The following is a 16,511-nucleotide window of genomic DNA, read 5'->3' on the forward strand; positions in this document are numbered from 1 at the left end:
TTGTCTCTCTAAAGGTCAACAGGCACAGGCATGTTTCAACTCGATCAAGGTCACGCCATTGCGTTTGAAAGCGTTGCGCAGGTCCGTCTGCAATTCATCCAGGGTGCGGGGCTGGTTCACGGCGCAACCGAACGCCTGGGCGAACAGTGCAAAATCCGGGTTACGCGGCAACACGCCGATGGGTTCAATGTCCAGGTTGAGCATGTCATCGCGGATCTGGCCGAGGGCGTCGTTGTTCCACAACAGCACCACCAACGGGCTGTCCAGCTCCTCGACGGCGGTGGCCAGTTCCTGGGCGGTGTAGAGGAAACCACCGTCGCCCACCAGCACCAAACCCGGCCGTTGTGGCGCGCCGAACTTGGCGCCGATGCCTGCGGGCAAGCCGTAACCCAAGGTGCCGTAGCCGGTGGGATGCAACCAGCTGCGCGGCGCACGGCTGCGGTAGGCGTAATTGCCGGTGTAGGCGAGTTGGGTCATGTCGCTGCTGATGAACGCATTGGCCGGAAGTTCGGCTTCGATACGGTCGAGAATGGCTTGGTGGATGGACTGCAACGGCCCGTGTCCCAACTCGACCGCCTGCAGCAATGCCGCCACTGACGCGATGGCGGCGTCAGCGTTGCGGGATGTGGCCGGGAGGCGCTCCAGCAAGGCCAGCACGGTCTGCTGTGCATCACCTTTAAGTGCCACGGCACAGGGATAGAAGTCATTGAACTTGCGCACGTCGATATCCACCCGCAACAGCTCGCCGTTGAGGGGCAAACGCTCACGCCAATAGTCGGTGTCGGCCATTTCCGTGCCCACCGCCAGCACCACATCCGCTTCGCTGATCAGTTGCCAGCCAGGTTCGACGCAGAGGGTGGAACCTGCATTCAGCGGGTCGCTGATGGGCAGCAAACCCTTGCCGGCCACGCTGGTGAAGCACGGCGCCGCCAACTGGGCGCTCAACCGTTGCAAAGCCTCGCCCGCCGCCAATGCACCGCCACCGGCAATGATCATGGGCCGCTTGGCTGACGCGAGTTTGGCCACGGCCTGCTCCAAGGCTTCAGCCGACGGCAAGCCGCGACCAGGGCGGCGCACTACCTCGCTGCTCCAGTCCCGCTGGATCGGCGCGGCCAACACGTCCAGCGGCACCGAGATATGCACCGGACGGGGTCGCTCGCTGTCGAACACCGCGTAGGCGCGGGCGACCAATTCAGGCAAATCCTCGGTGCTCAGTGCCACCGCCGAAAACGCGGTGATCGGCGCCGTGATGGCGCGCTGGTCCTGGGTCTCATGCAGGATGCCCCAACCTTTGCCGAGGCTGGCAGTACTGTTGACGCTGGAAATCACCAGCATCGGAATCGAATCAGCGTACGCCTGGCCAATAGCGGTGGCGGCATTGGTCACGCCGGGACCGGTGATCACAAAACACACCCCCGGCTTGCCGCTGACTCGCGCGTAGCCGTCAGCCATAAAGCCGGCACCTTGCTCATGCCGTGTGAGCACATGGCGAATGCCGCTGCCGGGCAGGCCGCGATACAGCTCCAGGGTGTGCACGCCGGGGATACCGAACACCGTGTCGACGCCATAATTGGCCAGCAACCGCACCAGGGCCTGCCCGCCGGTCAGGGTTTTATCGTGCATGTTCATCTCCTAGACGGATCAATGCATCGACCGCCGTGGCGCCCTGGGCATTGACCAACAATGGGTTCACATCCAGCTCCAGCAACTGCCCGGCGTTGGCGCAGGCGTAGTCCGCCACGGCACGGATCGCGGCGACCAATGCATCCATATCCGCCACTTCCCGCCCGCGAAAACCCTGCAATAACGCGGCACTGCGCAGGCTGAGCAAGGCGTTGCGGATCGCGCTGTCGGTGGTCGGCAACAACAGGCTGCGACTGTCCTTGAGCAGTTCCACCAGGATGCCGCCGGCGCCGATGACCAGGGCCAGGCCGAAGTCGTTTTCGCGCTTGATGCCCACGATCAACTCGGCCAATGGCGGTGTAGCCATGGACTCCAGCAGCAATTGGTCAAAGGCAACATGGGGCGCATAAGCGGCGATTTGCTCGCGCATCTGCCCAAGTGCGCTGGTCAGGGCCATGCCGTTTTGCAGGTTCAGCACCACGGCACCAGCCTCGGTCTTATGCGGCAACTGTGCGCTGACCGCCTTGAGCACCAAGGGATAGCCCAGCAACTCTGCATCGTTGAGCGCCCTTCCCGGCGTACTCAGCACGCCGGCCGGTGTGGTCAGGCCGAATGCACGCAGGGCTTGCTTGGAGGCCCACTCGTCCAGGGCCCCGCCGCTGTCATCCAGGGCTTTTGGGCACAAGGGCTCGAGGATCGACTCGCCTCGCTCCAGCAACACGCGACGGTTGTTCGAGTAGTCGGCAATCCGCCCCCAAGCGGCCAGTGCATCTTCTACGCCTTGCAGCGCAGCGATCCCCTGGGCATGCAGGCGCTCGCGGGCATGGGCCGGCAACAGTTCGGGAAACGCCGAGGTGACAAATCCGCTCTTGCCATGGCGACCGAGCGCGGCGCAGAACAGCTCCAGCAGCAGGTCGCACTCCTTGCGCTCGCCGGTGAATTCAGCCGGGTAATCCAGCACCAGCATGGCCGCATCGGCGTCGGTTCGCAGGGCGGTGTCGAGCATGGCGTTGAGGGCTTCACGGTCGCCCCAGATGGCGGTGGTGAAATCCAGCGGGTTGACCAGGTTCGCGTAGCTGGGCAGTACCTGGGCCAGTTCAGCGCGTTGGCCTTCGTCCAGTTTCGGCAAGGCCAGATGATTGCGTTCGGCATAATCGGCAATCAGCCCCGCATCGCCACCCGAACAGGCCAATGCAATCAAGCGATTGCCGGCCGGAAGATTGCCGCATGCGGCAGCCTTGAGGGTTTCGACAAAACTCACTGGCCCGCTGACGCGAATCACGCCCAGTCGCGCAAACAGGCTGTCGTACAGCGCGTCGGAGCCGGACAACGAACTGGTGTGACTCAAGGCCAGCTCGGCGCCAATCTGCGACACACCGGTTTTCAGCGCAATGATCGGAATGCCTTTCTCCAGCGCCTTGTGCGCCGCCCGGGCAAACCCCGGCACATTCTTCAAGCCTTCCAGGTGCAGGCCGATGGCGGTGACGCGCGGCTCATCGAGCAACACATCCATCAGTTCGGCAACGCCCAGTTGCGCCTGGTTACCGACCGAGGCCATGTAGGCCACCGGCAGCGAACGGTCGCTCATCGACAGGTTGTAGGCGAAGTTGCCGCTCTGGGTGAGCACCGCCACGCCCTTCTCCACCGACTTGCCGCCGTGGGCCACCGGCCACAACGCCGAGCTGTGCAGGTAATCCAGCAGGCCGTAGCAGTTGGGGCCAAGCAAGGCCATGTCGCCCGCCGCCTTTAAGAGCTGCTGCTGCATGGCGGCGCCGCTGGCACCGGTTTCGGCAAAACCGGAGGCGTAGCAAATCGCGCCACCAGTGCCCATAGCGGCCAGTTCAGCGACGCAGGTCAGCGTCAATTCACGGTTGGTGGCGATAAACACCGCATCCGGCCCACACGGTAAATCGGCCACGCGGCGCACACAGGGGATGCCATCGAGGCTGTCATATTGCGGGTTGACCAGCCACATCGGCCCGGTAAAACCACCGTCGGCACAGCGCTTGAGCGCGCGCGCCATGCTGCGTCCGCCAACGAATGCCAGGTGCCGGGGCGCCAGCAAACGCTTGAGGTTGTCGCGAATAGCCTGGGACATACGCTCTCCTCGCCGCTTAACGCAACAGTGGCCGCAACAGTTCACGGGCGATGATATGGCGCTGGATTTCCGACGTACCTTCCCAGATCCGCTCGATCCGTGCGTTGCGCCAGATGCGCTCGACCGGCCCTTCATCCATCAAGCCCATGCCGCCGAAAATCTGCACGGCTTCGTCAGCGACCTTGCCCAGGGTTTCACTGGCAAACAGCTTGGCCATGCCGGCCTCGCCGTCGGTCATGCTGCCTTGGTCCATTTTCCAGGCGGTGTGCAGGGTCAGCAGTTCAGCGGCGCGAATCTGCGTGGCCATGTCGGCCAACTTGAAACTCACGCCTTGGTAGCTGCCGATCGGCTGGCCGAACTGTTTGCGGTCCGCCGCCCATTGCAACGACACATCCAGCGCGCGCTGGGCCTGGCCGACGCAGTTGGCGGCCACCATCACACGACCAGCGGTGAGCCAGGCGTTGGCTACTTCCCAGCCTTTACCCACTTCGCCCAGTACCTTGGAGGCCGGTACGCGGCAGTCGTCAAAGAACATTTCGTAGGTGTGATAACCCCGGTTGCTCACGCACTTGGGACCACGGCGGATGGTCATGCCCGGCGTCCCCCGGTCCACCAGGAACGAGGTCACCGCGTTGCGCTGTCGACCGTTGTGTTCGTAGGTATCAGTGACCGCAAACACGATGGCGAAATCGGCGTGCCCGGCGTGGCTGATGAAGTGCTTGCTGCCGTTGATCACAAAGTCATCGCCACTGCGCACGGCGCGGGTCTTGATGGCATTGGCGTCGGAACCGGCGCCGGGTTCGGTCAAGGCAAAACAGTCGATTTTCTTGCCTTGCACGCAGGGCAACAGGTAGTCGCCAATCTGCGAGCCGGTGCACGCCATCAGGATCTTGGACGGCCGCGCGACAAACACATGCAGCGCCCACGAGACTTTGGACAACTCCCGCTCGATCAGCGCCTGGGACAGGTAGTCCAGGCCACCGCCGCCCACTTCTTCCGGCATGTTGAAGGCATAGAACCCAGCGGCAATCGCCTTATCGCGAATCTGCGCAGCCAACTCGGGCGAAACCTCATCGGCACGGTCCACCGCCTCTTCATGGGGCAACAATTCCTTGGCAACAAAACTGCGTACCGCGTCCACCAACATGTCTTGTTCTTGGCTGAGTTGGAAATTCATGGCGCTACCTGTTCGGGGTGTTGTTATTTGCCGGAGAAATTCGGGAGGCGTTTTTCCAGGGAGGCGCGCAAGGCTTCGGCGCCATCGGCACTGCGTCCGCACAACAAGCCAGCGGCCAGTTCGGCCTGCAATTGCTCGGGCAGGCTGCGGTCGGCGCCTTCACGGATCAGGGTCTTGGTCTGGGCGAACGCGAAGGTCGGACCGTTGGCCAGGCGCGTGGCGAGTTCGGTGGTGTGGGCGTGCAGTTGATCATCCGCAACCACCTCTCCGACAAGGCCGGCGGCCAGGGCGCGGTCGGCGCTCCACAGTTCGTCAAGGAACAGCAGGCGCTTGGCTTGTTCGCTGCCGATCAGGCGCGGCAAGTGCCAACTGGCACCGGCGTCGGGCGAGTAGGCCATGCCTGTGTAGCCGGCTTTGAAGCGCGCCGATTGGGTGGCGACGCGCAAGTCGCAGCACAGGGTCAGGTCCATGCCCGCGCCGACGGCGGTGCCGTTGATGGCGGCAATCGTGGGTTTGTCGAGGGTGTGCAGGCGAGTCATCAAGGCGTGAGCGGTTTCGGTCCAGCCATAGGTTTCGAGGGCGCCACGGGCTTCGGCATCAGCCCACTCGGCCAGGTCGGCCCCGGCGCAAAAGCTGCGACCGTTGCCGGTCAATACCACCACGCGCACAGCGGGGTCGGTGTTGAAGGCGTCGAGCAAGGCGTGCAGGTGCTTGAGGGTGGGAATGTCCAAGGCGTTGCGCTGCGGGCCACGATTGAGGGTGATCCAGGCAACGCCAGCTTGCACATGAGTAAGCACGGGCGAATCGGTAGTCATGGCTTCCTCGAATTATTTTAGTTGGCTTGAGGGGTGCGACACGAGGCGATACTAAACAAGTGTTCAGTAAGAAGGCAATCGGCAAACCGCAAATATTTTCAGAAGGGGAAATGGCCGACCTGAACCTTGCGTTCAGGCGGCTGCAGAAGACTCAGGGTTTGAGCTGATAACGCTGGCGACCACCGGCCTGCAGGCCATCGACCCAAGCTTCGCAGATCTGGATACCCTGCTGCGGCGTGAACGTGCCGGGGTTGAGCCCCGACTCCAGCCACAACCCGTCGAGCAGTGCGCTCAGGCCGATGGCGGCCAGATCGGCGTCGAAGTGCTTCCAGCCCTCCTCCTTGGCCATGTCGGTCAGCGCCGAACGCATGATGGTGCGGTATTCGCCATAGGAGTGTTCGTGAGCCAGGTTGATCGCCGGCGCGGTCTTGACCGCGCCCCAGAACACCAGCCAGGCGTCCAGCAGGTGCGGGTCGAGCAATTCGGCGGAAAACGAACCACGGAACAACGCCGACAGGCGCTCCCGGGGGTTCGGCGGCGCCTTGGCCATGGTTTCGCGCAGCAGGCTCATGACCTGGTCGGTGATGGTGCGGTAGGCCTCCGCCACCAGCTCATCCTTGCCCGAATAGTGATGGCTGATCAGCCCCACCGACACCCCGGCCTCGGCGCTGATCTTGCGGATCGACGCACCCTGGAAACCATCACGCTTGAGACACGTGAGCGTGGCCTGGACCAGATTGGCCTTGCGCACTTCCGGCTCCATCCGGGAAAAACGGGATTCCTGGGTCATGCGGCAAATTCCTACGATTGAGTCGGCATCACGACTCTACCTCAGTCGCGATAGCCCGGCGACACCCGATCCAGCATCCGCAGCAACGCCGCCCAGGCCAGTTGCATGGCGTCCAGGTCGACCAACTCACCCTCTTCCAGCGGGCGGCCAGGGTTGTTGAATTGCTGTTCGGTGTAGGCGCAGACCTCGTCAGACGGCAGCACCAGCTTGCCGCACGCCTGGGCGGCAATCTGGATATCGCAGGCCTTCTCCAGGTAATACATGCGCAGGAACGCCTGGCTGACAGTCTCACCCACCGTCAGCAAACCATGGTTGCGCAGCATCAGCACCGGCTTGTCGCCCAGGTCCCGCACCAGCCGCTGCTGCTCATCCATGTCCAGGGCCACACCTTCGTAATCGTGGTAGGCCACCTTGCCGTAGAACTCCATGGAGATCTGGTTCACCGGTAACAAGCCGCACTCCAAGGCCGCCACTGCACAGCCTGCGCGGGTGTGGGTGTGCAGCACGCACTGAGCGTCTTCGCGGGCGCCATGAATCGCACTATGAATCACGAAGCCCGCCGGGTTGACCGCATAAGCCGAGGGCTCCACGGCGTGACCGTCCAGGCCGATCTTCACCAGGCTCGAGGCGGTGATTTCGTCGAACATCAGCCCGTAGGGATTGATCAGGAAGTGATGCTCGGGCCCAGGGATGCGCACCGAAATATGCGTGAAAATCAGATCACTCATGCGGTAGTGCGCGATCAATCGATAGCACGCGGCGAGCTGTTCACGCAGCTGCTGTTCGATGGAGTGAGTCATTTTTATTCTCCAGGCACGGGGTTGGTGAGGGCGACGCTAATCCAGTCAATAGTAAAAAAACAAGTTGATTTTTTACTGACGCTCGCCTCCTATAGAAAAATAACAATAACAGCGCCTGGAGTATCCGCACCATGTCGCACCCGACCTTTCCCCACCTGTTCGAACCGCTGGAGCTGCGTGGCAAACGCCTGAAAAACCGCATCATGTCCAGCGGGCATGACACCTCTATGCCTACCGATAACCGGGTCAATGCGCAGTTGATCGCCTACCACCGTGCTCGCGCCGAAGGCGGTGTGGGGCTGATCGTGTTACAGGTGGCCGGGGTGCATGACAGTGCGCGCTATACCTCCCATGTGCTGATGGCGACCGAAGACAGCTGCATTGACGGCTACCGCGAATTGGCCAAGACCTGCCATGCCCACGGCACCGTGGTGCTGTCGCAGATCTTCCATCCGGGCCGGGAAATCATGGAGTCGGCCGATGGCCTGCTGGCCGTGGCGTACTCGGCGTCTGGGGTGCCGAATGAACGCTTTCGCGTGATGCCACGAGCGCTGGACCAGGCGATGATCAACGAGATCGTCGCGGGTTATGCCTGCGCTGCCAGGCGCTTGCATGAGGCCGGGATCGATGGGGTGGAAGTGGTTGCCAGCCATGGTTATCTGCCGGCGCAATTTCTCAATCCTCGGGTAAACCAGCGTACCGATGATTACAACGGTTCTTTGGAACATCGGTTGAAGTTCTTGAGGGAAGTCATCTATGCCGTAAGGGCCGCCACCGACGAACAGTTCATTATCGGGCTGCGCATTTCTGCCGATGAACGCGACGCCGAAGGCCTCACTGAAAACGAGTCGCTTGAAGCCGTTCAACACCTGCAAACCCAGCTGGATTACGTGCATATCGTCGCGGGCACATCAGCGTCCCTGGGCGGCGCAGTCCACATCGTGCCACCCATGGCGATTGCCGCCGCGTACCTCGCCAACGAGGCGGCGACGTTCAAGGCCAGCCTGTCGATTCCGCTATTCGTCACAGGGCGAATCAATCAGCCTCAGGAAGCCGAACTGATATTGGCGCGGGGCCAGGCCGATGTCTGCGGCATGACGCGTGCGTTGATCTGCGACCCGCAGATGCCGGCCAAGACCCTTGAGGGCCGTGCCGAAGACGTGCGGGCGTGCATCGCCTGCAATCAAGCCTGCATCGGTCATTTTCACAAGGGGCTGCCGATCTCCTGTATTCAGCATCCCGAGACCGGTCGCGAGTTGGTGTTTGGTGAGTTGCAACAGGCAGTGAAGCCCAAACGCATCATGGTGGTGGGCGGTGGCCCGGCGGGCATGAAAGCAGCGGCAGTCGCCGCGCAACGCGGGCATGCGGTAACGCTGTACGAAGCCAGCGGTCAACTCGGCGGGCAAGTGTTGCTGGCCCAACTGCTACCACGGCGCAGCGAATTCGGCGGGGCCAGTACCAACCTGCAACGTGAAATGGAACTGGCGGGGGTACGAGTGGTACGCCATACCCGGGTTGACCGTAAATGGGTGGAACAGGAACAGCCCGATCACGTCATCATTGCCACCGGCGCCGAGCCTTATTGGCCAGCCTTCGAACAGGGTGGCGAGCTTCAGGTGGTGGATGCCTGGCAGGTGCTGCGCGAGCAGGTCACGTTGGGCCGCTCGGTGGTGGTGGTCGATTGGCGTTGCGACTGGATCGGCCCCGGTATTGCCGAGCGCCTTATGCGCGCCGGCCATCAGGTGCAACTGGCGGTCAATGGCACCCACTGTGGGGAAAACCTGCCACTGTATGTACGCGATCAATTGGCTGGCGAACTGCATCGGCTGGGCATCCCGATCATCCCTTACGCCCGCCTCTATGGCTGCGATGACACCACGGTCTACTTGCAACACACCGCCAGCGGCGAGCCGATGCTGCTGGAAAATATCGACACGCTGGTGTTGTGCCAAGGCCACCAGCCGGTAGACACTCTGGGCGCGGAGCTGCAAGGCTTGGTGCCCTTTGATCGTATCGGCGACTGCCTGGCCCCGCGCACCGCCGAAGAAGCGATCTACGAAGGACTCAAAGTGGCGTGGAACCTGTGACAGACAATCCCCAGCAACTGTTTCTCGGCACGCGCATTCGTGGGCTGCGCAAGGCGCGTGGCCTGACCCTCACGGCCCTGGCGCAGGCTAGCGAATTGACGGCCGGCTACCTCAGCCAGTTGGAGCGTAACCTGGCGTATCCATCGATTCCCGCATTGTTCAATATTGCCCGCAGCCTGGGCGTGACCATCCAGTGGTTCTTCGCCAGCGAAACCGTAGCCGCTGTCGAGGACGAAGGCTATGTCGTGCGCAAAGGCAACCGCCAGAGCATTCACTACGAGGACGGCATCGTCGACCAATTGCTGACGCCGTTACCCAACCACCAACTGGAAATGCTCCAATCAAGCTTCCCGCCGGGTACGTATAGCCAGCAGAACTACAGCCATGAAGGCGAAGAAGCGGGATACGTACTGAGCGGCCAGTTCGAGTTGTGGGTGAGTGAGCGACACTTCCTGCTGCAGGCCGGTGACAGTTTCAGCTTCGCCAGCCGTGAGCCCCATCGATACGGCAACCCTGGCAAGGTAGAAACCGTGGTGATCTGGGTGATTACACCGCCGACATTTTAGGCAGCCATACAAATGGAGACGTTTCCTACGGGAACTGGCGACAGTGGCAAGGCGGCCATCAATGGTTAGGGTCCCTTTCCCTTGCTATAAAAATGGCTACTTCTCTTCGAGGGTGTCGCCATGTCGTTATTGCATTTGTTGTTTGGGAAGCCGACCCAGGACGAGTGGGAGCGTGTGAAAGAGGTCAAGTGCCGTAAAACCTGGAAAGTCGTATACGCAGGCATCGGCTTGGATGCCGCCGAAGTCTTGGAGTCACAGGGTTACAAGGACGCCCTGCACCAAGTACGTAAAATGGAGGCTGATCATTCATGGGCTTGCTGATCATCGTCCCATTACTGGTCAGCGGATACATGGTCTGCGTCAGGCATCCCTTTTTTTACGTGCGCCTGCACCGTTTCCAAGGGCAACTGCTCTATTTGCAGGTGGCCAGAATGGGGATGGCTTGCCTGATCGTCTCGACCCTTCTGACCGCAGCCGTCCTGGCAGTGTCAAAGCAGGCGGTCCCGATCATGGGTCATGTCATTGCAACAGACTACAGCAGATACTTGGGCACGCTATTGGTGCAACTTGATATTGCCAACGAAAAAAACGGCACGCTATGGGTTTTCCTGATACAGGTCGGGCTGACGGCCCTGGTTATTCCTTTCTTCTGGTCAGCGTTCTATGCAGGCGCGATGAAGAAAATATTGCAGCTGGAAACAGACGTCCAGCTCCACTCGCTGCTGGCGCTGGGTGTCCTTGAGGGTACACCTTTCAGAGTTTTGCTGAGAGAGTCCATCGCGCAGTGCCGGCCGTACATGTTCAGCTTGAACGATCGCAAGGTCTACGTCGGAATCGTACTGTTCGCCGGCACACCGAGCGAGTCCGAAGGTGTCGATCATGCCTTCACGCTGATCCCCATACTCAGCGGTTACCGAGACAAGGACACACTGGAGGTCACGCTGAATACTCACTACTCAAATGCAGCCACCCCGCCGCCCATCACACTGATCCAGGAAAATGTCGTTTCCGCCACGCAGTTCGACTTCACGATCTGGAACGCGGTCCATACCCGAAAAAACCGCAAGCAGCGACAAGGCGAGTTTCATCAACACCGCCCCGCGCGCCCGGTGCACGCTGAAAGCCTCTGCGCCTGAGGCTCCAACGTCAGTAAAACTTCCAGTTCAACCCGACGCGTAACATCTGCCCATTGTTCTTGAACTTGGGATCATACCCAGTCCCTGCTCCACCGCTGCCCGGAATCACCGCGACGTTCAGCTTGTCTTCACCCAGGTCGTAGTACAGGTATTCGGTCTTGAACGACAGGTTCTTGGTGATGGCCTGTTCGATACCAGCTCCTACCGTATAACCCATCTTGAAATGACTCTGGTCGCCGCTGAACCGGGTATTGCCTGCGGGGAACATGTCGACGCTCTGGCTGGTTTCGCCATAGGCCTGACCAGCCGTGCCGTAGACCAGGGCGTGGTCGAACGCATAACCGAAGCGACCGCGCAGGGTCCCAAGGTACTTGATCTTCGATTCGAATTTGTTGTTCAGCGCTAGGCGGGTGTTGAGTTGGGCGGTGCCGATGCCGCGCCGCCCCCTTGCTGGCAAGTAAAGCCTGAGAATCCTGGATGACGGAGTTGACGAACGGTCATGCGAATGTTCAGATGCCGCCCTGTTTCAGGTGCCCCCTGCCGCCGTGCTTGGGGTGAAACGGGAAACCGGTACGCTCTTTGAGCCAGTCCGGTGCTGCCCCCGCAACGGTATTCGCGTGACCCCTTCGACACACCACTGTGGCCTGCGCGCCATGGGAAGGTGAAGGGATCCATACGCGAGAGCCCGGAGACCGGCCTGGAATTTCTGTTAGGCAAACTCCTGCGGTGGGCGGGCATGGGCCGGTGTCGGCGTGTGCGCGATGCCTTCTCCTGCGTGCTTCTGCGAAGATACTTTCGAGAAGACTATGATTCGACGTTCCCTGATCCCTTTGTTCGGCTCGCTGTTCAGCCCCCTGTTGCTTGCCGACGACAACACCCTGGTACTCAACCAGCAGATCATCTGCGCCCCCTCCGTGGAATCCACCACCGTCGCCGCCATGGCCCAGTACGGCAGCAAAGTGGAGATCGTCACCCGCGAACAGATCGAACGCGCCGGCCCCGCCGCCGACGTGACGCGGGTGATGCAGATGTTCATCCCCGGCCTCTACGTGGCGCCGAAAAACGGCCCATTCGACTACGGCACCTATTCCCTGCTGGGCGGGCGCAACGATGACACGCTGATCCTGCTCGACGGCGTACGCCTGAACAACCGCCTGTATGGCGGCCTGTACCTCGACACGCTGCCGGCCAACGCCATCGAGCGCATCGAAGTGCTCAAGGGCGGCCAGAGCCTGCTGTTCGGCACCCAGGCGGTATCGGGGGTAATCAACATCGTCACGCGCAGCCCGCAGACCCGCCAGGCGTCCGGTGAAGTGAACCTGGGAGTCGATACCTTCGGCGGCACCACCGGCGATGCGCGGGTCGAGAAGATCTTCACCAACGGCTGGGGAGACCTCGGCCTGTTGGCGTATGTCAGCCGCAACGCCTCCGAAGGCTACCAGCCGTTTCGCAACAGCGACTACAGCGGCCGCGTCAGCGACAAAAAACGCTCGTACGAAGTGACCACCTTAGGCACCAAGGCCATCCAGTCGTTTGGCGATGACTCGCGCCTGGAATTGTTCTACCAATATGCCGATGCCAACCTTGATTTCGCACGGCCGGTGAACAACTACAAGACCACTAACGACCGCGTGCAACAGATCGCCACGGCCACTTTCGAACAGGCGATCAACGAGCGCTTGAGCTACTTCGTCAAGGGCCATATCAACGACTGGGACACGCGTTACACGCGGATCGACAACACCGCGAATGGCGGCCGCAATGTGCGCAATCACAATGACTACTGGGGCTTTACCGATTGGGGCGTGCAGGCCGAAGGCAAGGCCGAATTGCCAGGCGGCCATGTGCTGGTGGTGGGCAGCGACAACCAGTGGTTCAAGGGCCAGGACGATGTACTCGTGATCGACGACAACAAGGCCCAGGCCCATGCGCTGTATACGCAATTGCGGCCGCAGATCGACGCATTGCCCAACTGGCACCCCAGCATCGGCGTGCGCCATGAAGCCATGAGCGGCGGCGACAGCGCCACCGTCGGCATGCTCACCTCGCTCTACGACCTCAACGACCACTGGGCCCTGCGCGGCCAATACGGTACGGCCTACAAACTGCCCAACGCCGAGCAGTTGTTCGTCAACGAGCCAGGCGACGAAATCGGCAACCGCAACCTCAAGCCGGAGAAAAGCCGCAACGCCGAGCTGGGTATCGATTACAAAGGGTTGCTGGCCGAACGTGATTTCAGTGCCAGCGTTACGCTGTTCAAACGCAAGATCACCGACCTGATCACGCTTGACGATGTGCAGTGGGTCAACGGCCAGGGCCAGATCCAGATGCGCGGCTTCGAGGCCGACGCCAAGCTTGCACTCGACGACCAGTGGAGCCTGCAAGCCGACATGACGCGCAACCTCACCGAGTCCCGCACCGGTGTCACTATCAACGACATTCCGAGCTTTTTTGCCCGTTCACGGATCGGTTTCGAATCGGAAAACCGCTTATGGGGCGCAGGTACTGCGATCCGCTATATCCGCGACATCACTAGCTCGAAAAAAGTCGAATACGGCCACTACTCCGTGGTGGACGCCGATGCCTATCGCTACCTCGACAACGCCCACCAGCACCGCCTGAGTCTGCTGGTGGAAAACCTGTTCGACCGCGACTACGTCACCAGCCGCGCCAGCAACGTCGATAACCTCGGCCGCCCGTTCACGTCGCAGGTGCGTTACACGTATCGTTTCTGATGACTGAGATCACCAAAATCGACGGGGTGGACTTCCATCCCGACTGGTCCCGTATGCCGGACCACGCCCGCCATGTATTCCTGTGCACCGGCCCGCGCTGTACGCAGCGCGGCGCCTTGCAACTGTGGAAAACCCTGCGTCGCCGGTTGCTGGAACATGAGCATATCGAAGTGCCCGGTGGCGTGCTGCTGACGCGCACCCATTGCCAGTTCCCGTGCAACCTCGGGCCGGTACTCACGGTGTATCCCGAGCGCTGCTGGTATGGCGTGCGCAACAAGGCCGATGTGCTGCGCCTGGTGGATGTGCACCTGGTGGGTGGCGATGTGGTGCAAGACCTGCTGATCAAGGACCTACCATGAAAAAAACCTGGCTATTGCCAGTCGCGCTGTTCTGCGGCACATCGGCGCTGGCAGACAGTTATCGCAACTGCGCCCAGGATTGGAGCGTGCCCCCGTCACCGCCGTCGCGAATCGTAGCACTCAACCAGCACGCCGCCGATTTGCTGCTGGCGCTGGATGCCGGTCCTACGCTGGTGGGTGTGGCGTACCTGGACGACAACGGCATTGCACACCGGCATGGCGAGTACTTTGACGTGCCGGTCATCGCGGCGAAATACCCGTCCAGTGAAGTGCTGTATGCACAGCATCCGGACTTGGTAGTCGGCGGCTTTGCCAGTGCGTTCGGTAATGGGGTCACATCGCGCACCGGTCTGGCAAGCAACGGGGTGGCGTCGTACCTGTTGGAGTCCGCCTGCGCGGGTCACTCCCTGGATTATTTTGGACATATTCGCCAGGACCTGTTTACCCTCGGCGCCCTGCTGCACAAAACCCAGCGCGCTCAAATGCTGAGCGATGCGTTGGATGCTGACCTGGCACACGCCCACGCGCTGATCGGGGATGCCCGTCCGCTGTCGGTGTTTTACCTGGACAGTGAAGTGGGTGGACTCGATAGCGAAGGTGAACGGGGTTTTGTCACCACCTTGCTGGCAGCTTCCGGTGCACGCAATGTACTGGCCGATATCCCGTTGTCACGGGTGACCGTCAGCAATGAAACCCTGTTGGCTAAGGACCCGGACGTGATCCTGCTGGCCGACGCCCTGTGGTCACCGGCCACCCGCAAGCGGCAGTTGCTGACCACCGACCCGGTGCTTTCGAAGCTGCGCGCCGTGCGCGAGAACCGCCTGATCGACATTCCCTTCACCCACGTGGTGCCCAACACGGGCAGCGGTCAGGTGGCTCTGTCATTGACACAGCGGTTCAAGGCGCTGGCAATTCGTGACCTGCGGTAAAGAGTCCTTTTCGGATTCGGCGGTTTTTCCGAAGGAACGACAGGCGGATACTCGACTCCATTGTTCATACCCCTTCAGGAGTTACTGATGTCTATCCCAACTCACAATATCCCGGCCTTCGGCCTCGGCACCTTCCGCCTGCAAGGCCAGGTGGTGATCGACTCGGTGAGCACCGGCCTGGAACTGGGCTACCGTGTGATCGACACCGCGCAGATCTACGAGAACGAAGCCGACGTCGGCCAGGCAATTGCCGACAGCGGCGTGCCACGTGACCAGTTGTTTATCACCAGCAAGATCTGGATCGCCAACTTCGCCGAAGGCCAGCTGATTCCAAGCCTGCGCGAAAGTCTGAGCAAACTGAGGACCGACTACCTGGACTTGACCCTGATCCACTGGCCCTCGCCGGAAGACCAGGTGCCTGTTGCCGAATTCATGGACCAGTTGCTGGAAGCCAAGCGCCTGGGACTGACCCGCCAGATCGGCATTTCCAACTTCACCGTCGACTTGATGAAACAAGCGATTGCAGCCGTTGGCGCCGAAAACATCGCCACCAACCAGGTCGAACTGCACCCCTACCTGCAAAACCGCAAGGTCGTGGACTTCGCCACCGCCAACGGCATTCAGATCACGTCGTACATGACCCTGGCCTACGGCGAAGTGCTCAAGGACCCTGTGATCCAGCAAATCGCCGAACGCCATCAGGCGACCCCAGCGCAAGTGACGCTGGCCTGGGCCATGCAATTGGGCTACGCAGTCATCCCGTCGTCAACCAAGCGCACCAACCTGGAGAGTAACCTCAAGGCCCTGCAACTGACCTTGAGTACTGCCGACATGGCACAGATTGCCGAGCTGGAACGCGGCCATCGCCTGACCAGCCCCAAGGGTATCGCACCGAAATGGGATTAAACCCCGGCTGCTGGCTGGGATAACTCGCGCAACCACGGCAACACCCGCAGGCCGGCAGTGGCTGCGGGTGGGTCAATGATGTCCATGAAGTGTTCAAGGTTGACGTTGTCAGGCACGCCGGGCAACCGCACCAGCACCGCCGGCGTTACGTCAGCGCGGGTACTCAGGTCCAAGTGATCGTAGACCAGCACATGGTGCGCCTGGAGTTGAGACCCGCAAGCATGAGCCGTCAGGCCCGCATTGATGATCAGCACATCAAAGGGCAGGGCCGGAATGGCGGTGAGCAACTGGGCCTCTTCAACGGTTTCCACCGGTACGATCCTGAAGTATCCCAACCGATTGAGCATTTTCTCGATATACAAACGTTGCAGGTGTTGTTCATCGGCAATCAGGATGGTCAGTGCTTTATTTGGCATGGCGAATCCCTGGGCAGGCAGCGCTCGTCAGTGAGCGAGCCCCATTTTCCAGACATACCCCGAAGACAAAATCA

At 61.1% G+C, this 16,511-nt stretch carries 16 protein-coding genes and 1 riboswitch; of the genes, 8 read left to right on the forward strand and 8 right to left on the reverse strand.

Annotated elements, in window-relative coordinates; all coding sequences use genetic code 11:
• Positions 1-15 precede the first annotated feature (15 nt).
• The 6 genes from WH299_RS22820 to WH299_RS22845 form a co-directional block, all read right to left on the reverse strand.
• Positions 16-1,623 (reverse strand): 5-guanidino-2-oxopentanoate decarboxylase, encoded by a 1,608-nt coding sequence (locus WH299_RS22820; protein WP_123474188.1) that lies wholly within the window; start codon positions 1,621-1,623, stop codon positions 16-18.
• Positions 1,613-3,721, reverse strand: coding sequence for an acetate--CoA ligase family protein (locus WH299_RS22825; protein ID WP_339551365.1), 2,109 nt, complete (start codon positions 3,719-3,721; stop codon positions 1,613-1,615). The genes WH299_RS22820 and WH299_RS22825 overlap by 11 nt, the downstream gene beginning before the upstream one ends.
• A 16-nt stretch (positions 3,722-3,737) precedes the next feature.
• Positions 3,738-4,898: an acyl-CoA dehydrogenase family protein gene (locus tag WH299_RS22830; protein ID WP_122724341.1), complete on the reverse strand. Its 1,161-nt coding sequence runs from the start codon at positions 4,896-4,898 to the stop codon at positions 3,738-3,740.
• 23 nt (positions 4,899-4,921) lie between these two features.
• Positions 4,922-5,713, reverse strand: coding sequence for an enoyl-CoA hydratase-related protein (locus tag WH299_RS22835; protein WP_122724339.1), 792 nt, complete (start codon positions 5,711-5,713; stop codon positions 4,922-4,924).
• Positions 5,714-5,864: 151 nt separating this feature from the next.
• On the reverse strand, positions 5,865-6,503 hold the full coding sequence (locus tag WH299_RS22840) for a TetR family transcriptional regulator C-terminal domain-containing protein (protein WP_339551366.1): 639 nt from the start codon (positions 6,501-6,503) through the stop codon (positions 5,865-5,867).
• A 41-nt stretch (positions 6,504-6,544) separates the two neighbouring features.
• Positions 6,545-7,303 (reverse strand): class II aldolase/adducin family protein, encoded by a 759-nt coding sequence (locus WH299_RS22845; RefSeq protein WP_028619638.1) that lies wholly within the window; start codon positions 7,301-7,303, stop codon positions 6,545-6,547.
• A gap of 131 nt (positions 7,304-7,434) precedes the next feature.
• Between WH299_RS22845 and WH299_RS22850 the strand changes: the two genes are divergently transcribed.
• From WH299_RS22850 to WH299_RS22865, 4 genes are all read left to right on the forward strand, one after another.
• Entirely contained in the window at positions 7,435-9,390 is a 1,956-nt protein-coding gene (locus tag WH299_RS22850) for an oxidoreductase (protein WP_339551367.1), read from the forward strand.
• Positions 9,378-9,956: a helix-turn-helix domain-containing protein gene (locus WH299_RS22855; protein WP_016977386.1), complete on the forward strand. Its 579-nt coding sequence runs from the start codon at positions 9,378-9,380 to the stop codon at positions 9,954-9,956. Before WH299_RS22850 ends, WH299_RS22855 begins: the two co-directional genes overlap by 13 nt.
• 120 nt (positions 9,957-10,076) lie before the next feature.
• The gene (locus WH299_RS22860; protein WP_122724334.1) at positions 10,077-10,277 is read left to right on the forward strand and encodes a hypothetical protein; all 201 of its coding nucleotides are present in this window, start codon (positions 10,077-10,079) and stop codon (positions 10,275-10,277) included.
• Positions 10,265-11,092, forward strand: a complete 828-nt coding sequence (locus tag WH299_RS22865; protein ID WP_339551368.1) for a hypothetical protein — start codon at positions 10,265-10,267, stop codon at positions 11,090-11,092. The genes WH299_RS22860 and WH299_RS22865 overlap by 13 nt, the downstream gene beginning before the upstream one ends.
• Positions 11,093-11,102: 10 nt before the next feature.
• On the opposite strand, the gene WH299_RS22870 is transcribed toward WH299_RS22865, so the two are convergent.
• Complete coding sequence (locus tag WH299_RS22870) at positions 11,103-11,549, reverse strand: outer membrane protein (protein ID WP_339551369.1); 447 nt, start codon at positions 11,547-11,549, stop codon at positions 11,103-11,105.
• 54 nt (positions 11,550-11,603) lie between these two features.
• A riboswitch (cobalamin riboswitch) is annotated at positions 11,604-11,807 on the forward strand.
• 91 nt (positions 11,808-11,898) lie between these two features.
• Between WH299_RS22870 and WH299_RS22875 the strand changes: the two genes are divergently transcribed.
• From WH299_RS22875 to dkgB, 4 genes are all read left to right on the forward strand, one after another.
• On the forward strand, positions 11,899-13,827 hold the full coding sequence (locus tag WH299_RS22875) for a TonB-dependent receptor plug domain-containing protein (RefSeq protein ID WP_323624489.1): 1,929 nt from the start codon (positions 11,899-11,901) through the stop codon (positions 13,825-13,827).
• Positions 13,827-14,186: a (2Fe-2S) ferredoxin domain-containing protein gene (locus WH299_RS22880; RefSeq protein WP_122684258.1), complete on the forward strand. Its 360-nt coding sequence runs from the start codon at positions 13,827-13,829 to the stop codon at positions 14,184-14,186. Before WH299_RS22875 ends, WH299_RS22880 begins: the two co-directional genes overlap by 1 nt.
• Positions 14,183-15,115 carry an ABC transporter substrate-binding protein gene (locus WH299_RS22885; protein ID WP_339551370.1) on the forward strand — a complete coding sequence of 311 codons (933 nt, stop codon included), beginning with the start codon at positions 14,183-14,185 and terminating at the stop codon, positions 15,113-15,115. Before WH299_RS22880 ends, WH299_RS22885 begins: the two co-directional genes overlap by 4 nt.
• Positions 15,116-15,202: 87 nt before the next feature.
• Positions 15,203-16,021 carry a 2,5-didehydrogluconate reductase DkgB gene (dkgB, locus tag WH299_RS22890; RefSeq protein ID WP_122724325.1) on the forward strand — a complete coding sequence of 273 codons (819 nt, stop codon included), beginning with the start codon at positions 15,203-15,205 and terminating at the stop codon, positions 16,019-16,021.
• Here the strand turns inward: dkgB and WH299_RS22895 are convergent.
• On the reverse strand, positions 16,018-16,437 hold the full coding sequence (locus tag WH299_RS22895) for a chemotaxis protein CheY (protein WP_123474198.1): 420 nt from the start codon (positions 16,435-16,437) through the stop codon (positions 16,018-16,020). The two genes, dkgB and WH299_RS22895, sit on opposite strands and share 4 nt — an antisense overlap.
• Positions 16,438-16,511: the final 74 nt, after the last annotated feature.

Source organism: Pseudomonas sp. MYb541 (assembly GCF_037479595.1).
Classification (GTDB): Bacteria; Pseudomonadota; Gammaproteobacteria; order Pseudomonadales; family Pseudomonadaceae; genus Aquipseudomonas; species Aquipseudomonas canadensis.